This is a genomic window from Microbulbifer pacificus (assembly GCF_002959965.1).
In the GTDB taxonomy this organism is placed as follows: Bacteria; Pseudomonadota; Gammaproteobacteria; order Pseudomonadales; family Cellvibrionaceae; genus Microbulbifer; species Microbulbifer pacificus_A.
Genome location: NZ_PREV01000027.1, coordinates 415,893 through 437,254 on the forward strand (window position 1 = coordinate 415,893; position 21,362 = coordinate 437,254).

General features: G+C 58.4%; 18 protein-coding genes. 8 read left to right on the top strand and 10 right to left on the bottom strand.

Features of this window, described 5'->3' with window-relative positions; all coding sequences use genetic code 11:
- Positions 1-4: 4 nt before the first annotated feature.
- Positions 5-1,990, bottom strand: coding sequence for a BCCT family transporter (locus C3938_RS12545; protein ID WP_105103634.1), 1,986 nt, complete (start codon positions 1,988-1,990; stop codon positions 5-7).
- Positions 1,991-2,108: 118 nt separating this feature from the next.
- Between C3938_RS12545 and arfB the strand changes: the two genes are divergently transcribed.
- The 5 genes from arfB (at position 2,109) to C3938_RS12570 (ending at position 7,739) form a co-directional block, all read left to right on the top strand.
- Entirely contained in the window at positions 2,109-2,525 is a 417-nt protein-coding gene (gene arfB, locus C3938_RS12550; protein WP_105103635.1) for an alternative ribosome rescue aminoacyl-tRNA hydrolase ArfB, read from the top strand.
- 31 nt (positions 2,526-2,556) lie between these two features.
- Positions 2,557-3,609, top strand: a complete 1,053-nt coding sequence (locus C3938_RS12555; protein WP_105103636.1) for an Ldh family oxidoreductase — start codon at positions 2,557-2,559, stop codon at positions 3,607-3,609.
- 112 nt (positions 3,610-3,721) lie between these two features.
- Positions 3,722-5,176 (top strand): amidase, encoded by a 1,455-nt coding sequence (locus C3938_RS12560; RefSeq protein ID WP_105103637.1) that lies wholly within the window; start codon positions 3,722-3,724, stop codon positions 5,174-5,176.
- A complete protein-coding gene (locus tag C3938_RS12565) occupies positions 5,173-6,381 on the top strand; it encodes a pyridoxal phosphate-dependent aminotransferase (RefSeq protein ID WP_105103638.1) in 1,209 nt (402 codons plus the stop codon). The genes C3938_RS12560 and C3938_RS12565 overlap by 4 nt, the downstream gene beginning before the upstream one ends.
- 206 nt (positions 6,382-6,587) lie before the next feature.
- On the top strand, positions 6,588-7,739 hold the full coding sequence (locus tag C3938_RS12570) for a glycoside hydrolase family 18 protein (RefSeq protein ID WP_199775598.1): 1,152 nt from the start codon (positions 6,588-6,590) through the stop codon (positions 7,737-7,739).
- 57 nt (positions 7,740-7,796) lie between these two features.
- On the opposite strand, the gene holA is transcribed toward C3938_RS12570, so the two are convergent.
- The 3 genes from holA to leuS form a co-directional block, all read right to left on the bottom strand.
- Positions 7,797-8,801, bottom strand: coding sequence for a DNA polymerase III subunit delta (holA, locus tag C3938_RS12575; protein WP_105103639.1), 1,005 nt, complete (start codon positions 8,799-8,801; stop codon positions 7,797-7,799).
- Positions 8,802-8,816: 15 nt separating this feature from the next.
- Entirely contained in the window at positions 8,817-9,335 is a 519-nt protein-coding gene (gene lptE, locus C3938_RS12580) for an LPS assembly lipoprotein LptE (protein WP_233998870.1), read from the bottom strand.
- A gap of 226 nt (positions 9,336-9,561) precedes the next feature.
- Positions 9,562-12,159, bottom strand: a complete 2,598-nt coding sequence (leuS, locus tag C3938_RS12585; protein ID WP_105103641.1) for a leucine--tRNA ligase — start codon at positions 12,157-12,159, stop codon at positions 9,562-9,564.
- 102 nt (positions 12,160-12,261) lie between these two features.
- Between leuS and C3938_RS12590 the strand changes: the two genes are divergently transcribed.
- The 3 genes from C3938_RS12590 to C3938_RS12600 all read left to right on the top strand — a co-directional run bounded on the left by C3938_RS12590 (position 12,262) and on the right by C3938_RS12600 (position 14,176).
- Positions 12,262-12,732 (top strand): zinc ribbon-containing protein, encoded by a 471-nt coding sequence (locus tag C3938_RS12590; protein ID WP_105103642.1) that lies wholly within the window; start codon positions 12,262-12,264, stop codon positions 12,730-12,732.
- Positions 12,733-12,810: 78 nt separating this feature from the next.
- Positions 12,811-13,593, top strand: a complete 783-nt coding sequence (locus C3938_RS12595) for a YdcF family protein (RefSeq protein WP_233998871.1) — start codon at positions 12,811-12,813, stop codon at positions 13,591-13,593.
- A gap of 196 nt (positions 13,594-13,789) precedes the next feature.
- Complete coding sequence (locus C3938_RS12600; protein WP_105103644.1) at positions 13,790-14,176, top strand: hypothetical protein; 387 nt, start codon at positions 13,790-13,792, stop codon at positions 14,174-14,176.
- An 88-nt stretch (positions 14,177-14,264) separates the two neighbouring features.
- Here C3938_RS12600 and C3938_RS12605 read toward each other — a convergent pair whose 3' ends face one another.
- From C3938_RS12605 to miaB, 6 genes are all read right to left on the bottom strand, one after another.
- Entirely contained in the window at positions 14,265-15,197 is a 933-nt protein-coding gene (locus C3938_RS12605) for a TIGR01777 family oxidoreductase (protein WP_105104501.1), read from the bottom strand.
- 295 nt (positions 15,198-15,492) lie between these two features.
- Positions 15,493-17,067, bottom strand: a complete 1,575-nt coding sequence (lnt, locus tag C3938_RS12610; RefSeq protein WP_105103645.1) for an apolipoprotein N-acyltransferase — start codon at positions 17,065-17,067, stop codon at positions 15,493-15,495.
- Complete coding sequence (locus tag C3938_RS12615; RefSeq protein ID WP_199775599.1) at positions 17,067-17,963, bottom strand: HlyC/CorC family transporter; 897 nt, start codon at positions 17,961-17,963, stop codon at positions 17,067-17,069. The genes lnt and C3938_RS12615 overlap by 1 nt, the downstream gene beginning before the upstream one ends.
- Positions 17,964-17,971: 8 nt before the next feature.
- Positions 17,972-18,589 carry an rRNA maturation RNase YbeY gene (gene ybeY, locus C3938_RS12620; RefSeq protein WP_325027392.1) on the bottom strand — a complete coding sequence of 206 codons (618 nt, stop codon included), beginning with the start codon at positions 18,587-18,589 and terminating at the stop codon, positions 17,972-17,974.
- Positions 18,543-19,610, bottom strand: a complete 1,068-nt coding sequence (locus C3938_RS12625; RefSeq protein WP_105103646.1) for a PhoH family protein — start codon at positions 19,608-19,610, stop codon at positions 18,543-18,545. Before C3938_RS12625 ends, ybeY begins: the two co-directional genes overlap by 47 nt.
- Positions 19,611-19,960: 350 nt before the next feature.
- Positions 19,961-21,352: a tRNA (N6-isopentenyl adenosine(37)-C2)-methylthiotransferase MiaB gene (gene miaB, locus C3938_RS12630; RefSeq protein ID WP_105103647.1), complete on the bottom strand. Its 1,392-nt coding sequence runs from the start codon at positions 21,350-21,352 to the stop codon at positions 19,961-19,963.
- Positions 21,353-21,362: the final 10 nt, after the last annotated feature.

The window sequence follows — 21,362 nt, forward strand, 5'->3', positions numbered from 1 at the left end:
GCCGCTAACGCACGGTGTGCAGGAATTGCAGGTGGCGCTCATACTGCGCGAGAATGTCGGTAAGCAGCTGTTCTTTTGTCCAGCCCATGACATCGTAGTCCTGGCCGCCTTCCGATAGATACACCTCCGCGCGGAAATATTTTTCCGGGTCTCCATCATCCACGGTATCGTCCAGCTCTTCATCCCGCGGCGCGGCATCCGGCTTGAGGTGCGCCTTGGGGTGTAGTCCGTAGAGAAAATCCACCTCCTCGCCGTGGAAAACCTCCAGATACACATAGCTGTTATTACCGTGGGAGATTTGTGCTGAAAAACCGTTTTTCTGAAGCTCGCTGGCGAATTCACGCAGTGCAGGTTCACCGGTGTCGCGAATATAGTCCTGTACCTCCACCAGTGAGGGCAGCTTCAACAGATTCTTTAGTCGTCGCTGCCAGGGTACAGGATCGCGGGCACTGATCGGCGCTATAACAGCATTTTGTGCGTCGCGTTTTGCCGTTTCCGTGCGCAGGGCACTAAGCAAACCATAAATCGCTGCGAGCAGGATGAGGGAAAAGGGCAGAGCGCTGGCAATGGTCGCAGTTTGCAGAGAACTGAGCCCGCCAGCCAAAAGCAACGCAATGGCAACCGTGCCGATGATTCCAGCCCAGAAGATTCGCTGCCACAGCGGCGTGTCGTCACGTCCGTGGGAGGACAACATATTGACCACCATGGCTCCGGAATCGGCGGATGTTACGAAAAAGACGATCACCATGATGACCGCGATCAGAGAGAAAACTCCGGAAAAGGGAAACTGTTCGAGAAACTGAAACAGGGCCAGTGACTGATCTTTACTGACGATTTCGCCAAGTGAGGTCAGTCCCTCGTCGAGAATCATATGAATTGCTGAATTGCCGAAAATGGTCATCCACAACAACGTCACCATGGCCGGTACCAGCATGGCGCCGATCACAAACTCACGGATGGTACGGCCTCGGGAAATCCTCGCAATAAACAGCCCCACAAACGGCGACCAGGACATCCACCAGCCCCAGTAGAGTATCGTCCAGCCGCCCAGCCAATCCGTAGGCGCGTAGGCGTAGAGATTGAACGTGCGGCTTACCAGTACCGAAACGTAGCTGCCGAAGTTCTGCACGAACGTCTGTAGTAGATAGACGGTGCTGCCGAGAAGCAACACCATCAGCAACAGCAGGGCGGCGAGTCCCATGTTCAGTTGCGAGAGACGCTTGATCCCGGTGTCGAGCCCGGCAACCACGGAAATAGTGGCGAGCATCGTCGTGACCACAATAAGGATCACCTGAACGGTTGCATTCACCGGTATCCCGAACAGGTGATTGAGGCCGGAGTTGATCTGCAGCACACCATACCCGAGGGTAGTGGCTACACCGCACACGGTACCGAGAATGGCGAAGACATCTACCGCATGACCGATCGGGCCGTATATTCGGTCGCCAATCACCGGGTATAGTGCGGAACGGAGCGTGAGTGGCAGTTTGTGGCGGTAACTGAAATAGGCGAGGATGAGTGCCACTATGGCGTAAATCGCCCAAGCGTGAAATCCCCAGTGAAAAAAGGTCAAAACCATGGCGTGGCGTGCCGCCTCAACCGTACCGGTTTGCCCTTCCGGTGGATTCAGGTAGTGCATTACCGGTTCGGCCACACCGAAGAACAGTAGTCCGATACCCATACCGGCGGAAAACAGCATGGCAAACCAGGTGGTAAAATCATAATCCGGTTTTGAATGCTCAGGGCCGAGCTTGATATCGCCAAATCTGGATATGGCGATTCCGATCACGCTGAGAAGTATCAGTGCCACAACCAGCACGTAGTACCAGCTCAGGTTGTGCACGATAAAGTTCTGCACACCCTTGAAACGCGCGGTTGCATCCTCGGCAAAAAGAACCGCATAGGCCACTACCAGGATCAACACGCCGGTAGCGCAGTAAAACACCGGCGGATTGAAGTGGGCTTTTTGGGTGGTCAACGGTTTATCCATGTTGTGGATAGCCCCTGATGATTTAAACAATGGACAGGTGGAAACATTCGGTGTCGAACCCTTTGAGCATAGTAGACGGCCGAGGTTAGTCTTCGGATGAATATCCAGAGTATTTTTCATGTTGATTATTTCTAACCATATTCGCATCCCGGATGTGGAAATTGAACTCAGCGCCGTGCGCGCTCAGGGTGCCGGAGGACAGAATGTCAATAAGGTATCCAGCGCGATTCACCTGCGATTTGATGTGCTCGCGTCCAGTCTTCCGGAGGAGATCAAACAGCGTTTGCTAGCATTGCGGGATCAGCGGATCTCCACGGATGGGACAGTGGTGATCAAGGCACAGCGCTTTCGCACCCAGGAAAAAAATCGGGAAGATGCGCTCGCGCGCCTGCAGTCCCTGATTGCAAGTGTGCTCAAAACGCCGAAAAAGCGCGTTGCTACCAAACCGACCAAAGGTTCGCGCGAGCGACGCCTGCAGAAGAAATCGCGCCGTGGGCAGGTAAAATCCCTGCGCGGGCGAGTGACTGATCACTGACTCATATACCCAAATCACCAGGAGAAAAGGCATGTCGCAGCGCTACAGCGCGAAAGATCTCAGCACCTTTGCCAGTGCCCTGTTTGCTTCTACCGGACTGGAACCTGCGCGGGCGGAAGTTATGGCGGACACCTTTCTGCAGGCGGACCTGATGGGGTTCACCACCCACGGGCTGCACAGGGCGAGCACCAATCTGCAGTGGCTGCAATCGGGTGCCTCGCGCTTGACGGGTGAGCCCCACGTGTTGGTGGATCGCGGCAATGTCTTCAACTGGGACGCGGAATTTCTACCGGGTCCCTGGGTGGTACACTGCGCGATTGATCAGGCGCTGGCGCGGGTTCAGCAGTATGGCGTTGTTACCGCGACCATACGCCGCAGCCAGCATATCGCCTGTCTCGCAGCCTATCTGCCGAAAATCATTGAACACAATTGCGTGGGCATTCTCACCTGTTCGACACCGGCGGAACACACGGTATCGCCTCAGGGGAGTAAAACTCCGCTGTTTTCCGCCAACCCCATCGCCTTCTGTGCACCGGCTGGCGATTATCCACTGCTGTTTGATATCAGTATGTCCGTTACGGCCGGTGGCTATGTGTCCCGTGCCGCGCGCGAGGCCAAAAAATTGCCGGGACTCTATCTCAAAGACCGGGACGGCCTGCTCTCGGACGATCCGGGAGCCTTTGAAAATGGTGGCAGTATTCTGCCGGTGGGCGGCGCGGATCACGGTTACAAGGGCGCTGCGCTCTCCGCCATGTTCGAGGTGTTGTCAATGGCGTTATCCGGCTATGGTCGAGGAGATGAAATAAGTGAGGATGACGAAGCGAATTCGGTATTCCTGCAGATTATTGATCCCGCTGCCTTTGGGCCCATGCAAAATTTTTTGCGGCAGACGTCGGCGCTGATGGCTTTATGGGAGCAGTGTGAGAGCGATAGCGACGATCCAGTGCGTATACCGGGCAAACGTGCCTGGTCATTGCGAACCGCGCAGTTGGAAAAGGGCGTGAAACTTTATCCCAGCATCGTTGATGATCTGAGAAAACTTGCCGAAAAGACGGGAATTTCCATGCCCAATACCATTTCCTGAGTCGATTTTGCATCGGGGCGGGTTGTTCCACCCGCATTTGACGAATTCGACGCGAGATGGGACTAGTCTAGGAGAAAAGCAAAAAGCGGATTAGGCTGGGAGAGCGTCGCGCGTGAATGATCTGATTCAGAAATCGGCACAGGAGCTTCTGCAGGGTTACCGTGAGAGGTCTTTTTCTCCGGTGGACGCTGCGAAGGCGATGTTGCAACAGATCCGACGCTGCAACGCGACGGTAAATGCGTTCAATCTGGTGGACGAGGAAACCACACTGCGATGTGCGCGTGAAGCGGAGCAGCGCTATATGTCAGGTAACGTGTGCGGCCTGCTCGATGGTGTGCCTGTTGCCATCAAAGATGTTTTCCTCACACCTCAGTGGCCCACGGTAAAAGGCTCCAGAACCATCGATCCGAAATCCACGCTGGGCAAGGAGGCGCCGAGTGTCGCGGCGTTGCGCCGCCACGGAGCGGTGCCTCTGGGAAAAACCACCACCCCGGAATTCGGCTGGAAAGGCGTCACCGACAATCCGATGGATGGCATTACCCGTAATCCCTGGAATCCCGATAAAACCGCCGGCGGTTCCAGTGGCGGCAGCGCTGCGGCGGTGCCTTTGGGAATGGGGCCTCTGACCCTCGGCACCGATGCCGGAGGTTCCATTCGCATTCCCGCAGGTTTTTGTGGCCTGGTGGGGTTGAAGCCAAGCTTCGGTGAAGTGCCGCACTGGCCGGCAAGTCCATTCGGCACGCTCGCGCACGCAGGTCCCATGACCTGGACCGTCGCGGACTGCGCATTGATGATGAATGCACTGACCGAGGCAGACAGTCGCGATACCAATGCCATTCCACGCCGCAATATCGACTATCTCGCGGAGATACGCGGGGAGCCGGAAGATCTGCTGCGCGGTGTGCGTATCGCGTTCAGTGTCACCCTTGGATATGTGGACGTGAACAAGGAAGTGGAGGCTGCCGTACGCAGGGCTGCCGAACTACTTCAATCACTGGGCGCGGAGATTACCGAGGTGGCGCCCGGGTTCGATGATCCCATCGCCTCCTTTGGACATCTGTTTTACGGCGGTGCGGCCAATGCGCTGAGGGATATTGGCAGGAGGCAGCGCGCGTTGATGGACCCGCAACTGGTGGGAGTATCGGAAAAGGCGGCACAGCTCTCCATGCTGGATTATCTGGAAGCGGTAAATGAGCGTATGGCGCTGTGTGAGCGCATGGCGATGTTTCACCAGAAGTACGATTTGCTGCTCACACCGACACTGCCTATTACGGCATTTAAAGCTGGACGTGAAGTACCGGAAAACTGGCCCAGCACCCGCTGGCCTTCATGGACGCCGTTTACCTACCCCTTCAATATGACCGGTCAACCGGCGATCTCTGTTCCCTGTGGGTTTGATGCGTCGGGTTTGCCCATCGGCCTGCAATTTGTGGCGGCGCGTTTCAATGATGTTGCCGTACTGCGAGCGGCCCAGGCCTATCAGGTGGCAGCACCACTGACGGGCAAACGCCCGGATCTCTTCTATGAAAATGCGCTTATGGATGTTGATGGGCAGGTGCGTTCGTGAGCCGGCTCGACTTCGATTTCTATGAATCGGAAGATCCGGTCTGGAACCCGGCGCTGCTCACAATTCCGGTTCCCGGCATCCGAAAAATGGTGAACCTTGCAGCCACCATGGATGATGTGATCCACCTCTCCATTGGTCAGCCGGACGCACCAACACCGCCACATGTGGTACGGGCGGCAGTAGAGGCGTTGAATGCCGGGCAGACCGGTTACACCATGGATGCGGGCTTGCCGGAGTTGCTGGATGCACTGGCGGATTACTACAGTGAGCGTTCCGGCCGTGTGATTACGCCGGAAAATATCCTGATCACCACCGGCGCGACGGAAGCGATTTATCTGGCGCTGACGGCAGTTTCCGCACCGGGCCGGGAATTCATCGTACCGGACCCTTCCTTCATGCTGTATGCGCCGCTGATTCGAATGAACGGCGGCACAGTGAAGTCTATTCCGACACGCGCGGAGAACCATCATCAACTCGACCCACAGGAAGTGATCGACGCGATCGATAACAACACCCACGCCATCATCCTGAATTCTCCCAGTAATCCCACGGGAACCGTGTACCCTCGGGAAACCGTGGAAACCATCGTACAGGAGGCGGCGTATCGCGGTATCTATGTGATCAGCGACGAGGTTTATGACCATCTGATTTACGACGAGCGTGGTTTTAACAGTTACGCCAGCGTGCTGTCTTGCTGCTCGGATCTGGATCATGTCATGGTGATGAGCAGCTTCTCCAAAACATTCAGTATGGCGGGCATGCGTATTGGCTGGCTGATCGCGAGTCAGGGTGCAATTCGCAAGCTGCGTCGTTATCACATGTTCACCACCACCGTGGCCAACACCCCTTGCCAGTGGGCAGGGGTGGCGGCACTCAAAGGTGATCGCAGTTTCATTACCGATGTGGTGGATACTTACCGGAAGCGCCGCAATCGCCTGGTGGAGCTGGTGGATCAGACTCCTTTCCTGGAGGGTTATGTACCCGACGGTGCTTTCTATATGTTTCCCGCACTGCCGGAAGGGGTGAATGGCAATAATGTGGCCCTGAGGTTGCTGCGTGAGACGGGTGTGTGCACCATCGCCGGTGATACCTTTGGTGAGAGCAGCCGCAACGCACTGCGCTTCAGTTACGCAACGTCCATCGAGAATATCGAACGCGCATTTGAGCGCATTATCCCATGGATGGAAAAGCAGGATTTTGGTTGAATTACTTTTGCGGTGCGGGTGGGGAATATGCGATTTCTCTCCAGCATAACGTACGGTGTCCCATAAACCTGTATCGATGATCCTACAGGCTCTATTCGACGGTCATATCAGTTCGCTCGGCGGTGCGTGTGAGCAGGTATCGATAGAACAATACTCCCGGCCGATATATATTCGGCACACTACGCGAAAGCCTGATGGAGAGTAAGATGCGCCTGGTTCAATTGGGGAGAATGGTTGGTCTTCTGATGTTGCTTGCGGCATGTGATGTAAGCGTTGCGGCAGAGAAGATCAACGGGGTTGCCGGAGAAAATCCGCTGGCGGCGCCGATCAGTTCTAGCGAGCTGGCGGTAATGGGATATTACACCGGTGATGGGAAAGATTTAACGCGTTACGATTTCAATAAACTGACGCATCTGATCTACAGTTTTGTACATCTGGATGGCAGCGAAATCGCATTTCGCGACGATGAGGCGCGCGCATCGTACCGCCGGCTTTTGGCGCTCAAACAGCAATATCCCCATCTTAAAGTGATGCTCGCCTTCGGTGGATGGGGTGGTTGTGAACCCTGTTCGGAAATTTTTTCCACGGCGGACAATCGCCGTGCATTTGCTTTGTCGGTGAAGGCCACGCTTGAGCAGATCGGCGGTGATGGCCTGGACCTTGATTGGGAATATCCCGCCATCGAGGGGCATCCGGGGCACTCATTCAAGTCGGCAGATCGCGACAATTTTACGGCATTGGTTCGGGAGTTGCGGGATGTGCTTGGAATGGATTACCTGATTACTGTCGCCGCCGGTGGATTTGATGAATTTCTGCAAAAGTCTCTGGATTGGAAAGCCGTTACACCGCTGATCAATAGCATCAACCTGATGAGTTACGATCTGGTCAACGGATTCAGTACCGTTACCGGCCATCACACACCGCTTTATTCAACGGATCGGCAGAAGCAGTCTACCGATAATGCGGTGAATTTTTTACTGGATGCGGGAGTGCCCGCACAGAAAATTGTAGTGGGTGCGGCATTTTATTCCCGGGTTTGGGACGAGGTAAGCGACAGTGGTCATGGTCTCTATCAAAACGGGAAGCATGTTCGGGGGCTGCGCTTCCATGAACAGGGTGCGGAATATCGGAAGGAAAATGGGTATAGCGTATTCTGGGATGACGATGCGGGCGCAGCTTATGCCTACAACCCGGAGAAAAAACGATACGCAACCTTCGATAATCCGCGCTCAGTGGCCCTGAAAACGGGATATGCGAAGAAGCGCGGGTTGGGGGGCATCATGTTCTGGGAGTTGCCAGGGGATAGCGACGATGGTGCATTGGTTGATGCCATTTACTCAACAAAAATCGCCGAATAAATCGCTTTGACTGACGATGGCAGCCCTTGGGAGGACGCGTGGCGTGCTCCCGGCTGATCAGATACTTCTCTTGCCCGAAAGATTCAGGGTCAGTTCCAGCAGCCCTGCCCAAGGGTCCATTTCCTTACCGCCCTTGATCGCGTTATCCACGGCGCGCGCGCGCAGCAGAAAGTTTTCCAGCTGGCGCGGGCGCAGGCGCTGGCAGGCAGCCTGAATCAACGGCTGGCGTTTCTGGATGCGCACCAGACGGTTGATCGGCTGGCCCTGATCCAGCTTCTGCTGGGTTTCCAGAAGTGTCCGGACTTCCCGCGCTATGGCCCACAATACTACCGCTGCTTCCACGCCTTCAGTGCGCAGCCCCTGGAGCGTACGCACGGCACCGGCGGCATCGGCGGCGAGGGCCTTGTCGATCAGGCCGAAGACATCGTAGCGCGCGGAGCTCGCGACAGCACTGTTCATGATGTCGGCAGAGATGATGTTGTCGCGAGACAGGAGTTTCAGTTTTTCAATTTCCTGGCTGGCGGCGAGCAGATTGCCTTCAACGCGTTCGGCAAGAATCTGGATGGCCTCCGGTTCGGCCTGGAGGCCGGCACTGCGCAGACGTTCGTGAATCCAGCGCGGCATTTCACTGGCGTCCACCGGCCAGATCTGGATCAGTACTCCCCGTTCTTCCAGCGCCTTGACCCATTTGCTGTTGAGCTGGGCGCGGTCGAGCCGTGGCAGGACCAGTAGCAACAGGGTTTCGTCGCTCGCCATTCTGGCGAATTCCTGCAGGGCTTTGCTGCCTTTGTCACCGGGCTTGCCGCCAGGCAGGCGCAGTTCAATGATTTTTTTGTCGGCGAACAGGGACAGGCTGCCGGCGGCGGAGAGCAGCTGGCCCCAGTCGAAGTTGCTTTCCCCGTGCAGGAGGTCGCGCTCGTTGAAGCCGTGTTCGCGCGCCGTGTCGCGGATGCTGTCGCAGCACTCCTGCACCAGTAGCGGTTCGTCGCCGGTGACGACGTAGATGGGAGCGATGCCTTGGCGCAGGTTCTGGCTGAGCTGGCGGGGGGATATTCGAGCCATTTGGATCCCTTGCCCTCAGGGGGTGGCGGGGTTGTCGGTGACGGAGGCACTGATATTGAGGCGGCGAATGCGATCTATGATGCGGCTGATCAGTTCGCGGCGCATTTCTTCCCTCTGTAAACGCTCTTCTTCGCCCTTACTGACGACTTCGCTGTCGTCCCATTCCAGTGTTCGATAAACGTCGGCTTTGGCGTTGGTAAGAAGGTCCCGTCCGCTGTTGTCGCGCACACTGTATTCGGCGCTGGTGATGAGTTCGTATTCGGAGGCGCGGCCTTTGGCGTCCACGGAGACCGTGCGTTTCTTTTCCGTTTCTTTGTGGATGGTGAGTGTGAAGTCGGCTTCTATGGGGGTTTCCGCCAGGGGCAGGCCGCTGGTTTGCAGAAGGCGGGTAATGCTTTCTGCCAGCTCGCTTCTGGGGTCCTCGGTGGTGATATAGAGCTTGCTGCCAGGGGGGAAGTTTTTCGGTGCGCCGCGGAGTTGCCAGCCGCAGGCTGAGATGGTGACGGCCAGGATTAAAGTCAGTGTGCGGAGCATGGTTGTTTTCATCGAGGTCCGTTGTGTTCTTTTTTAGGTCTTGTGGCGGCCGGATGCCGGGGGTGGGTTTTCAGGACCGAGCTAGGCGCCCCCTGTGAATACATCGCTGGGCGCTGCGTCGGCGACGTGCATGTCGCCGACGCGCCTGAAAACCCACCCCCGGCACCCGGCCTTCGCATCGTGCTTTGATGCTTCGTAAGCCGGGGCGTTGAGCGTTGGCTCTTTTTTAATTGGCGACGACGTTGACCAGTTTGCCGGGCACCACAATCACTTTGCGCACGGTAAGACCGTCGGTGAACTTCACGACGTTCTCGTCTTCCAACGCCATTTTTTCCAGGGTCGCCTTGTCGGTGTCCGCGGCCACCTCCAGTTTCGCGCGCAATTTGCCGTTGACCTGCACCACCAGAGTAATGGTGGAGCGCACCAGGGCTTTTTCGTCCACTTGCGGCCACCGGGTATCGACCAGTTCGCTGCTGTTGCCGAGCAGTTTCCACAGTTCATGACAGATGTGTGGAGTGACCGGGGCGAGGAGGAGGACGGCAGTTTGCAGGGCTTCGCGTTCTACGGCGAGACCGTTGGCGGAATCGCGCTCTGCGACCTTGCCCACTTCGTTCAGCAGTTCCATGACCGCGGCAACGGCGGTGTTGAAGGTCTGGCGGCGGCCGTAGTCGTCGCTGACTTTCTGGATGGTCTCATGGGTTTTGCGGCGCAGTTGCTGCTGCTTGTCGCTGAGGTTGTTTACATCAATTTCAGTGCTGCCATCACCGGCTTCGATATGACCGTGTACGGTCTTCCACAGTTTGCGCAGGAAACGGCTGGCACCTTCCACGCCGGAGTCGTGCCATTCGAGGGTTTGCTCGGGGGGCGCGGCGAACATGGTGAACAGGCGCACGGTGTCGGCACCGTATTCCTGCACCGCGGCGTGGGGGTCGATGCCGTTGTTCTTGGATTTGGACATTTTCACCACGCCACCGGCGATGACTTCTTCACCGGTGGCGCGCTCGATGGCTTTGATCGGCTTGCCCTTGTCATCCCGTTCCACATCTACTGCGGTGGGGGCGATCCAGGTTTTGTGGCCGTCCACCTCTTTGTAGAAAGACTCGGCCAGTACCATGCCCTGACACAGCAGGCGCTTGAAGGGCTCGTCGCTTTTCACCAGGCCTTCGTCGCGCATCAGTTTGTGGAAGAAGCGCGCGTACAGCAGGTGCAGGATGGCGTGTTCGATACCGCCCACGTACTGGTCTACCGGCAGCCAGTAGTTGGCGCGCTCGGGATCGAGCATGCCTTCTTCAAAGTCCGGGCAGGTGTAGCGGGCGTAGTACCAGCTGGATTCCATGAAGGTGTCAAAGGTATCGGTTTCTCGCTCCACCGCTTCGCCGTTGTATTCGTCCTTACGCCATTCGGCGTCGGCCTTGATTGGCGAGGTGACACCGTCGAGTTCCACATCTTCCGGCAGCAGGATCGGCAGCTTTTCTGCGGGAACCGGGATTTCAGTGCCGTCGGCGAGGTTGAACATGGGGATGGGGGCTCCCCAGTAGCGCTGACGGGAGACACCCCAGTCGCGCAGGCGGTAGTTGGTGGTGACGCGGCCTTTGCCGGCGGCTTTCAGCCCGTCGGCGATGGCATTGAAGGCGGCGTCAAAGTCGAGACCGTCGAAGCCGCCGGAATTGGTGAGAACCCCTTTCTCGGTGAACGCTTCTTTATCCAGGTCCAGGGTTTCGCCGTTCACCGGCGCGATGACCTGTTTAATCGGCAGGTTGTATTTCCGGGCAAATTCCCAGTCGCGCTGGTCGTGGGCGGGTACCGCCATCACAGCGCCGGAGCCGTAATCCATCAACACGTAGTTGGCGACCCACACCGGGACTTCTTCGCCGGTGAGTGGGTGAACGGCCACAAGGCCGGTGTCCATACCTTTCTTTTCCATGGTGGCCATGTCGGCTTCAGCCATGGACTGCTTCTTGCACTCGGCGATGAACGCTTTCAGCTCCGGATTGGATTCGGCCAGTTCCAGTGCAATCGGATGTTCGGCGGCCAGAGACACGTAGGTTACGCCCATGAGGGTGTCGGGGCGGGTGGTGTACACGTCGAAGTGGTCGACACCGGCGATGGTCTTCGGCAACGCGAACGCGAGTTCAACACCCTTGGATTTGCCAATCCAGTTGCGCTGCATGGTGCGCACCTGCTCCGGCCAGTCGGGGAGCTGATCCAGGTCTTTCAGCAGTTCTTCGGCATAGTCCGTGATCTTGATGAACCACTGTGCCAGTTCGCGGCGCTCGACGGTGGTGCCACAGCGCCAGCAGCAGCCGTCTTCCACCTGTTCGTTGGCGAGTACGGTGGCGTCGTGGGGGCACCAGTTCACCGCGGAGTTTTTCTTGTACACCAGGCCTTTCTTGTACAGGCGGGTGAAGAACCACTGCTCCCAGCGGTAGTAGGAGGGCTTGCAGGTGGCCAGCTCGCGGGACCAGTCGAAGCCGAAGCCCAGTGCTTTCAGCTGACCTTTCATATAGTCGATGTTGGAGTAGGTCCACTTGGCCGGCGCGGTCTTGTTCTGGATCGCGGCGTTCTCCGCCGGCAGGCCGAAGGCGTCCCAGCCCATCGGGTGCAGTACGTTCTTGCCCTGCATACGCTGGTAGCGGGAAATCACGTCGGTGATGGTGTAGTTGCGCACATGCCCCATGTGCAGCTTGCCGCTGGGGTAGGGGAACATGGACAGGCAGTAGAACTTGTCGCGGCTGGGGTCTTCCTTTACCTCGAAGCTCTTCTGCTCGGCCCAGTGGGCCTGGGCGGAAGCTTCGACTGCGGAGGGGTTGTACTGCTCTTCCATCTGTGGGGAACCTATACTCTGTGACTCAATCTATTGGGATATTCCGGCCGTGAACGGCCCCGGCCTTTCGGCCAGAAAACGGCGAATTATAGGAGGGATGGGGTGAGTAAGAAACCTGTAGCGGGCAAACCCGACCTGCCATCTCAAGACGAAGGGCTGACGGCGGAACTGCGCCGGGACCTGGAGAAACTGGTGGAGGGGGAGCTGGCGGTGGAGGAGCTTACCGCCAGCAAGGCCGCTTTCCTGCGTGCCTGGCTAGAGGATGACGCCCATCGTGCGGAGGATTACCTCCGGGATCTCGGTGGCGAGATCAGGACGCTGGAGGAGCGCACCGGCGACTGGCTTCTGGAAGCCGCTGATCCCACCAAGTCTGCCTGGCCAGCGCTGATGTACTGTATTCGCCGCGGTGAGCCCTGGGCGCTCGCCGGTGAGACCATTGGCGCGGGTGAGGAGTTGCAGTGCATAGGTTGTGGCTATCGCGCTCTGCCGGAGGCCGGGAGCCAGATCACCCCCTGTCACCGCTGTGGCTACGGCTGCTTTCGCCAGATCCGTGGCGGACTTACGTCGGAATGAGAAAGTCCGGAATCGCGATCGGGCCGAGAGGCTCCACGCAACTACCCTGGAACTGAAAACGGAGCCATGCGGGTCAAGATGGAACTGCAGACCGCCCTAACCACTCTGATCATGCCGCCTTTCGCCCCTCTGGTGGGGATGTTACTGGCCTTCATCTTCGGGTTTTTCCCCGCATCTACCCCTGTCGCCAAACTGTCACTGCCGCTGGCTATTCTCTGCTTCCTCACCCTGTGGATCTGCGCGACACCGGCGTTTTCCGGCTGGCTCGGGCAGCGTTTGGTGAGCCAGCAACTGACGGCCCCCAAAGTGGATCCGGCGGCAGTGGTGATCCTCGGGGGTGGTCGTTACCGCGACGAACGTACCGGTGCCGAGCGCCTCTCTGCGCTGAGTCTGGAACGTGTGGCCTGGGCCGTTGCAAGGGCGCCAGCGGACCTGCCGGTGATGGTCTCCGGCGGACGGGTTTACGCCGAGGAGAAGACGGCGGAGTCGGATCTGATGGCCGATGCCTTGGAGAATTTGTTCCGGCGTCCGGCAACATGGCGCGAGAATTGCAGTCGTAATACGGCGGAGAATGCCGCAAATTCGGCGGCACTTTTGCACGATTCCGGAGTCGAAAGCGTACTTCTGGTAACCCACTGGTGGCATATGCCCCGAGCGGCGGAAAGCTTCGCGCGCGCGGGGTTACAGGTCCAGCCGCTGCCAGTTGGCAGCCCTGGAGAGCTGGTGCCCAGGGGAGAGAGCATTCTGTTGCGTTGGCTCCCCAGCGCGGCTGCGCTTCTGCGCAGCCAGATATACTGGCGCGAGCTGTTGGGAGATCAGTGGTATCGCTGGCGCGCACTGCCGGCGAAACGCAATTGCTGACCTGAATGGTCCATAGGTTCCGGATCAGTGCTTGAAGCAATTGCGGTGAATAACTAGTATGGGCGCCCTGATCAAAGGTTTCTGTTGAAACCATCCGGGTGTCAAAAGGAGATGGCCGGATGCCGGAAGGATCAGGAGTGAACCTCAGATGGCCGAATCGTGCGCAATAACAAGATAAAAACGAGGTAACGTTCAGATGACGGGTATTCCATCTTTTCTTTCCCCTATTCAGTTGCACAACCGCTTGAACCGCCCGGTGTGGATCGGTTTCAAGCTGACCCGGCGAGGCAAGCGTCAGCTGGTTCTGCTCTCCGCTGGCAATGAGAGTGGTGCTCAGTTGAGCAAGAACTTCGAGACTTTTGTTGGCCAGATCGTGCGCGAGTTCAAGTTGGATCCGGCGCAGACGGATTTTGTGGAGCTGCGGCAGGAGCAGTGTGAAGAGGGGATGACCAACAGCTGGCTCCGCTGGCATGCCCACTGGGTGGGTACGGCGCCAATGGAATGCAAGGCGGATCCCGTGACTTCCGAGTCGGCACGTACCTATCTCGACGAGGTGCTGATCCGCAGCAGCGCAGCCGCGTAACCTGGAAGCAAAATCAAATTTCAGCCGAGCCCGCCCTGTGCGGGCTCGTTGCTTAGTGGGCTCCGGGAATACGGCGCGAAGGTGTGTCTCAGCGCAAGCGCGAGGAGGCGTGTGCGCCGTTGCTCTCCCGCTGTGAACCTAACAGATCGGCGAGGGCCTTTTCCAACGTGGGAAACTGGAAACTGTAGCCACTGTCGAGCGCGGTGCGGGGTTCCATCCGCTGGCTGGCTTGCAACAGTTCCGTGGCCATTTCCCCAAAGAGTAACCTCAGTGCCCATGCCGGTGTGCGCAGCAGGCAGGGGCGGTGCAGCTGCTTTGCCAGCAGACGGGAAAAACTGTTGTTGGTGAGTGGTTCGGGTGCGCAGGCGTTGAAGGGAACGCACAGGCGTTGGTCGATGGCATGCAACATCAATCCGACGATATCGTCTTCGTGAATCCAGCTCATCCAGTGTTCGCCGTTGCCCATGGGACCGCCGACCCCCAGACGGAAAGCGGGCAGCATTTCCGGGAGGGCGCCGCCGCGGGTGGAGAGTACGATGGCGGTACGCATGAGGCCTACGCAGATCCCCGCCTGTTGCAGGGGGAGTGTTGCCGCCTCCCAATCGCGGCAGAGTTCCGCGGCAAAGCCGCCGCCGGGGCCGCTGGCTTCCTTCAGCAGATCACCACCGCGGTCGCCGTAATAGCCTACAGCAGAGCCTGAGAGCACGTATTTCGGGGGCTGGGGGAGCGTCATTATCCACTGCACCAACCGTGCAGTCGTTTCCAGTCGCGAGCGACGGATTTCCTGCTTGCGGGCGTCGCTCCAGCGCTGGGCTATGGTTTCTCCCGCGAGGTTGACAACAACGTCTACCGGTTTTTCCACCTGTTGCAGGTCGCGCACGCCCACCGCAGTTTCCCCACAGAGCTTGCGAACCCTGTCCGGATCGCGACTGAGAACAGTGAGGCTGTGCCCGCGCGCCAGCCATTTCGCGCAAAAAAGACGGCCAATCAATCCAGTGCCGCCAGTGATTAAACAATGCATAAATCTGGCATCCGTGCCGCACATTGTCGGAGTGTGCAGAAACATTTGTGTCAGGTTGCGGGTTCGGATATTTCAGAGGCAGTAGCAGAAAGAAGTGAAAGCCTGCGAATTGAACGGACCCGCGAATATCACAGGATAATAGCAGTGGTATTTGTCGGTGCGGCGGAATGTGGCGATATTCCGTAGGATTCAGGGCATCGCAGGTGAAAGCGGACGGCAAATCGGGGGAAAAGCCGTCCGCGATTGTGCATGACTCGAAAGAAATGCGTTCTCACGCGCGAAGTTTTGACACAGTTCAGTCGGTAACTTCGCGGGCAAAGACGGCTTCGGCTCCGCTATCTGGCCTGCGCTGCAGCAGGGCTGCGACCGCCAGCATCAGAGTGGCCAGGGCAACCATGGCCCATACGCCAACCACCATAAACGGGGTAAAGCCGCTGCGGGCCTCGACCTTACCGGTAAGGGTTGCCCGCTCGAACTGAGGCAGTTGTTTCAGAATGTGGCCATCCGGTGCAACGATGGCGGTAACGCCAGTGTTGGTGCCGCGCACCAGGTAACGCCCGGTTTCCAGAGCGCGCATCTGCGCCATCTGCATGTGCTGCAGTGGGCCGATGGAGCGGCCAAACCAGGCATCGTTGCTCAGCGTCAACAGAACCTGCGCGTCGCCACTGCTCTTTGCCACCAGCTGCGGGTAGACGATCTCGTAACAGATCAGCGGCGCCCAACTGAGGTTGCCGGCCTGCAGTGGGGGCTGGCCTTCCGGTCCGGGGCGGATAAATGATGTGGGCAGGTTGAAGAATTGAATGGTGCCGCGAATCCAGTCCTCCAGCGGTACATATTCGCCAAAGGGTACCAGGTGGCGTTTGTGGTAGAGCTGCTGCTCGCTACCGAAGACCGCGGCGGAATTGTGCACCACTGGGCGGAGGTCCTGTTCGGTGTCATAGAGGATACCGGTGATCAGGTCGGTGCCGGTTGCCTGTGCGTTGTCCTGCAGCGCCTGCATCAGATTGGGGGCGTGATGGTACAACAGTGGCAGTGCGGCTTCCGGCCAGATCACCACGTCCACACCCTGGCGATTCAGCTCTTCAGAGGCCACCTGATAACGCTTGATGGTTTCGCCGCGAAACTCAGGCAGCCACTTCTTCTCCTGTGGAATATTCGCCTGCACCAGCCCTACAGTCAGGGTTTCTCCATCCGCGCGTGTCCACTCGATCTTGCTCAAAAGCAGGCCGGCCGGCCACAGCAGTACGGCGGTCACCAGCAGGGAAATGGTGCCGGGGGATGTCCAGGACTCGAAAGCGCGGCGCGCCAGCAGCGCGAACACCGCCGCGGAAAACGCCAACAGCAGGCCGATGCCGTATACGCTCAGTACAGGTGCCCAGCCCGCGAGCCAGGTATGAATGTGCCCGTAACCGGCGAATAGCCACGGAAAGCCGGTAAACATCCAGGTGCGGAACCACTCGCTCGCAAACCACAGCGCGGCAAACGCCAGGGCGAAGGATGCCGGGTGTGCGCGGAAGCGGGCGAGAAAGGCGAATGGCAGAGCGAACAGCACTGCCATGATTGCGACAAAGCCGCCGGTAAGGAGCACTCCGAGCAGCGGCGAGGAGTTGCCGAAGTCGGTAATGGAGACATATACCCAGGAACCGCCGGTGCCGAACAGTCCGAGTCCGTAGCACAGCGCCAGCCAGAAAGTGCTCTTGCCAGTGGCTACCGCAGCGCCGCGCCCGGGCGCCAGTAGCCAGGCAAACAGGCCGAGGGAAAGCAGGCTGCACCACCAGTGATCGAACGGGGCAAGGGAGAGCGTCAGCAGGCCGCCCGCCATCAGAGCGGCCAGTGAGGGCAGGAGCTTTAAGGAGGCAGCGTTAGGCATCAACCATCTTCTTCAGCGGGCTTGTCTGAGCGACTGACCCGCAACAGGTGAATCTGTCGGTTATCCGCGTAGAGTACCCTGAACCGGAACTCGCCAAGTCTGGTCGTCTCGTCACGCCCGGGCAGATGGCCGAAGGATTGCATGACAAGGCCGCCGATGGTGTCGAACTCTTCATCGCTGAATCCGCAATCGAAGTACTCGTTGAAGTCTTCGATGAGGGTGAGTGCCTTGACCACGTAATCGTTGTCACTCACCTTGCGGATGAAGCTGTCTTCCTCATCCTCATCGGTCTCGTCTTCGATATCGCCGACGATCTCTTCGAGAATGTCTTCAATGGTCACCACACCGGATACACCACCATACTCGTCGATTACGACAGCCATGTGATAGCGGTTCTCGCGGAATTCCCGCAGCAGGATATTCAGGCGTTTACTTTCGGGAATGATATTGGCCGGGCGGATAATGTCTTCCAGGCGGAATTCGTCCACCCCTTTCAATACCAGAGCCAGCAGATCTTTCGCCAACAGAATACCGCGGATATCGTCAATGCTTTCGCCCACTACCGGGAAGCGGGAGTGGCCGGATTCGATGATCTTGGGCAGGAAGTCTTTGGGGCAGTCCTGGATGCTGACCACCACCATCTGCGAGCGGGGAATCATGATTTCCCGCACCTGTTGGCTGGAAACGTCCAGCGCGCCCTCGATGATGGACAGTGCTTCCGGGTCGACCACCTTGTTCTCGGCAGCGTCCTTGATAATGCTTAGCAGCTCATCACGGGATTTTGGTTCTTGAGAGAAGGCACCCAGTAATTTCTCCAACCAGTTCTTCTCCCCCGATCGGGGGCGGTTGGAGGAGGAGCTACTTGGGGGTTCGTCGGTGGTCATGGAAGTGGCCATACTCCGCGTTACTCGTCGGTTCCGTCTGAAATCTTTTCCACCGGCGCACCTTGCGCCGGTTCGTCAAAGGAGGTGTCAACGGGGGTATAGGGATCATGGAACCCCAGTTGCAACATAATTCGGGTTTCGAGATTTTCCATGATCTCGGCCTCATCGTCCGCGATATGGTCGTAACCCAGGAGGTGTAGTGTGCCATGGACGACCATGTGCGCCCAGTGTGCGTTCAGCGCTTTGTGTTGCTGTTCCGCCTCGAGAGCAACCACCGGAGCACAGATCACCAGGTCGCCGAGCAGTGGCAGGCCCAGTTCCTCGGGGATGTCGGCCGGAAATGACAGCACATTGGTTGGTTTGCTCTTGCCGCGGTACTGGCTGTTCAGTGCCTCGCTTTCGCCTTCATCGACGATGCGCAGCGAGATTTCGGCCTCAGGGCGATGGTCCCCCACCGCAGCGGTGGCCCAGCGCGCGAGATCATCATCGGCAGGCAGGTTGGTCTGGCGGGTGGCCCGCTGGACATCAATGAAGACACCCGCGGGCTCACGCTGCGAAGAATCAGATTGGTTGGCGTTCATGGGCGCGGCATCAGGCCGCATCTTCTCCGGCTGCGCGCAGCGCTCTGCGGGCTTCACGCTCCGCCTGCTGCTTTGCTTCCACTTCCGCTTCGTGCACGTCGTAGGCTTCCACGATGCGTTGGACCAGCGGGTGGCGCACCACGTCTTTGGCGCCGAAGTGGGTAAAACTGATGCCGTTGACGTTATCCAGTACTTCTATGGCGTGGCGCAGGCCGGAGGCCGCGCCGCGGGGCAGGTCGATCTGGCTGGGGTCGCCGGTGATGACCGCGGTCGAGCCGAACCCGATGCGGGTCAGGAACATTTTCATCTGCTCGCGGGTGGTGTTCTGGCTCTCGTCGAGGATTACGAAGGCATTGTTCAGGGTGCGCCCGCGCATATAGGCGAGCGGTGCCACTTCGATTACGTTGCGCTCAATCAATTTGCCTACGGTTTCGAAACCGAGCATTTCATACAGGGCGTCGTAGAGCGGGCGCAGATAAGGGTCGACTTTCTGGCTCAGGTCGCCAGGCAGGAAGCCCAGTTTCTCACCCGCTTCCACCGCCGGACGAACCAGCAGGATGCGCTCGACGGAATCTTTCAGCAGGGCCTCAACCGCGCAGGCCACAGCGAGGTAGGTTTTCCCGGTACCGGCGGGGCCGATGCCGAAGTTGATGTCATGGGTCTGCACGGCGCGCACATAGTTGCGCTGGTTGACGCCGCGCGGTCGCACGCTGCACTTCTTGGTGCGGATCAGAACCACCTGATCCCCTTCACCTTCCGCGGCACTCTGACGGGCGTCCACCAGTTCTTCGATCCCCGACTGCTGCAGGGCGAGGTGAATCTCGTCCGGGGTCAGGTTGTCCTTTGCCCCGGTTTCCCGGTACAGGCTGCTCAGGATCTCGCCGGCGGCGCGGGCGGAGTCGGCATCCCCGTAAATGGCAAACTGATTGCCGCGATTGCGGATTTCGATATCCAATCGCTGTTCAATCTGGCGCAGGTGTTGATCGAATTGGCCACAGAGGTTGGCCAGGCGGCGGGCGTCGTTGGGCTCAAGAGTGATGCTGTGAGCGAGGGCTTGTGTTTCCAAATTGGTTTCCATGCACCTTTCGTCTATGGGTTCTGTCTGTAGGTTATACCCATTTCGCCGATATGGGAAAGGCTGGATTGTGACGATTGGGTTCTAACCGGTCTCGCGGCTTATAACAGGTGAGTATGACGATTCAATGTGCGCAGGATCTCTGGAGGCCGGAAGCGAAGGTTCTGATACCGATTGCCCTTCGCGAGACCTTCCGCGAGAGGGGCCGAAGGCGCCGCGAATACATGCAGCGGCTGGGCCACCTCGCGGAAGAGCCCCCATGGATGGGTTGAGGGGGGGCGCCTAGCTCGTGTCTCGCGAAGGGCAATCGGTAGCAGGACCGCCACTGGACCTTTCGAGCAGGAACCCTGAATTCAGTTCAGCGAGCCATCCAGCTCAGATCCCACAAGCGTGCCGCGAAGAGAGTTCGGCAGCGCTTCCTCAATCAACACGTCCGCAAACTTCCCGATCAGATCCAGTTGGTCACAACGGAAATTGACCACACGGTTGTTCTCGGTCCGACCCTGCAGCTGACCCGGGTCTTTCTTGGACACGCCGCTCACCAGCACCCGCTCCACATTGCCCACCATGCGGCGCGCAATCTCGGTGGCCTGCTGGTTGATGCGGTGTTGAAGCAGCTGCAGGCGCTGCTTCTTGACCTCTTCCGGGGTGTCGTCCGGCAGATCCGCCGCCGGGGTGCCCGGGCGCGGGGAATAGATGAAGCTGAAGGACAGATCGAAACCCACATCCTGGATCAGTTTCATGGTGGCTTCGAAGTCGCGCTCGGTCTCGCCGGGGAAGCCGACAATAAAGTCGGAAGACAGGCAGATATCCGGGCGGATCGCTTTCAGTCGACGGATTTTCGACTTGTATTCCAGCGCAGTATGGCCGCGTTTCATCGCCATCAGGATGCGGTCGGAACCGCTCTGTACCGGCAGGTGCAAGTGACTGACCAGCTCCGGAACTTCCGCGTACACATCGATCAGCGCATCGGAGAACTCCACCGGGTGGGAGGTGGTGTAGCGGATACGGTCGATACCGTCGATGGCGGCCACGTAGGTGATCAGTTCGGCGAAGTCGACCATCTGGCCATCCTCGCCCGCAGCGCGGTAGGCGTTTACGTTCTGGCCCAGCAGGTTCACTTCGCGCACGCCCTGGCCAGCCAGGTGCGCCACTTCTTCCAGCACATCCGCCACCGGGCGGCTCACTTCCTCGCCGCGGGTGTAGGGCACGACACAGAAGGTACAGTACTTGGAACAACCTTCCATGATGGAAACGAATGCGCTTACACCATCCGCTTCTGGCTGAGGCAGGCGGTCAAATTTTTCAATTTCCGGGAAGGAGACATCCACCACGATGGCCCCGCTCTGCTGCTTTCTGGTTTCCATCATTTCCGGCAGGCGATGCAGGGTCTGGGGGCCGAATACCAGATCCACATAGGGCGCGCGCTTGGCGATGGCCTCGCCCTCCTGGCTGGCGACGCAGCCCCCCACACCGATCACCAGATCGGGATTTTTTTCTTTCAGGTGCCGCCAGCGGCCCAGTTGGTGGAACAGTTTTTCCTGGGCTTTCTCGCGAATAGAACAGGTGTTCACCAGCAGCACATCCGCCTCTTCCGGATCGTCCGTGGGTACCATCTGATGGGATTCGCCCAGCAGGTCCCGCATGCGCGCAGAATCGTATTCGTTCATCTGGCAGCCGTGGGTCTTGATGAAGAGCTTTTTCACCGGTTTTTCGGATAGTTCGGAAGACTTCTCGGAAGACATGGTAGGCCTG

What these genes read in the sequence shown, in the direction of transcription:
- C3938_RS12570 (WP_199775598.1), top strand. Translation starts at nt 6,588, where the DNA reads ATGCGCCTGGTTCAATTGGGGAGAATGGTTGGTCTTCTGATGTTGCTT.
- lptE (WP_233998870.1), bottom strand. Translation starts at nt 9,335, where the DNA reads ATGCTCCGCACACTGACTTTAATCCTGGCCGTCACCATCTCAGCCTGC.
- C3938_RS12615 (WP_199775599.1), bottom strand. Translation starts at nt 17,963, where the DNA reads ATGGCCACTTCCATGACCACCGACGAACCCCCAAGTAGCTCCTCCTCC.
- C3938_RS12545 (WP_105103634.1), bottom strand. Translation starts at nt 1,990, where the DNA reads ATGGATAAACCGTTGACCACCCAAAAAGCCCACTTCAATCCGCCGGTG.
- C3938_RS12555 (WP_105103636.1), top strand. Translation starts at nt 2,557, where the DNA reads ATGTCGCAGCGCTACAGCGCGAAAGATCTCAGCACCTTTGCCAGTGCC.
- arfB (WP_105103635.1), top strand. Translation starts at nt 2,109, where the DNA reads ATGTTGATTATTTCTAACCATATTCGCATCCCGGATGTGGAAATTGAA.
- miaB (WP_105103647.1), bottom strand. Translation starts at nt 21,352, where the DNA reads ATGTCTTCCGAGAAGTCTTCCGAACTATCCGAAAAACCGGTGAAAAAG.
- holA (WP_105103639.1), bottom strand. Translation starts at nt 8,801, where the DNA reads ATGGCTCGAATATCCCCCCGCCAGCTCAGCCAGAACCTGCGCCAAGGC.
- C3938_RS12595 (WP_233998871.1), top strand. Translation starts at nt 12,811, where the DNA reads ATGGAACTGCAGACCGCCCTAACCACTCTGATCATGCCGCCTTTCGCC.
- C3938_RS12605 (WP_105104501.1), bottom strand. Translation starts at nt 15,197, where the DNA reads ATGCATTGTTTAATCACTGGCGGCACTGGATTGATTGGCCGTCTTTTT.
- C3938_RS12625 (WP_105103646.1), bottom strand. Translation starts at nt 19,610, where the DNA reads ATGGAAACCAATTTGGAAACACAAGCCCTCGCTCACAGCATCACTCTT.
- leuS (WP_105103641.1), bottom strand. Translation starts at nt 12,159, where the DNA reads ATGGAAGAGCAGTACAACCCCTCCGCAGTCGAAGCTTCCGCCCAGGCC.
- lnt (WP_105103645.1), bottom strand. Translation starts at nt 17,067, where the DNA reads ATGCCTAACGCTGCCTCCTTAAAGCTCCTGCCCTCACTGGCCGCTCTG.
- C3938_RS12600 (WP_105103644.1), top strand. Translation starts at nt 13,790, where the DNA reads ATGACGGGTATTCCATCTTTTCTTTCCCCTATTCAGTTGCACAACCGC.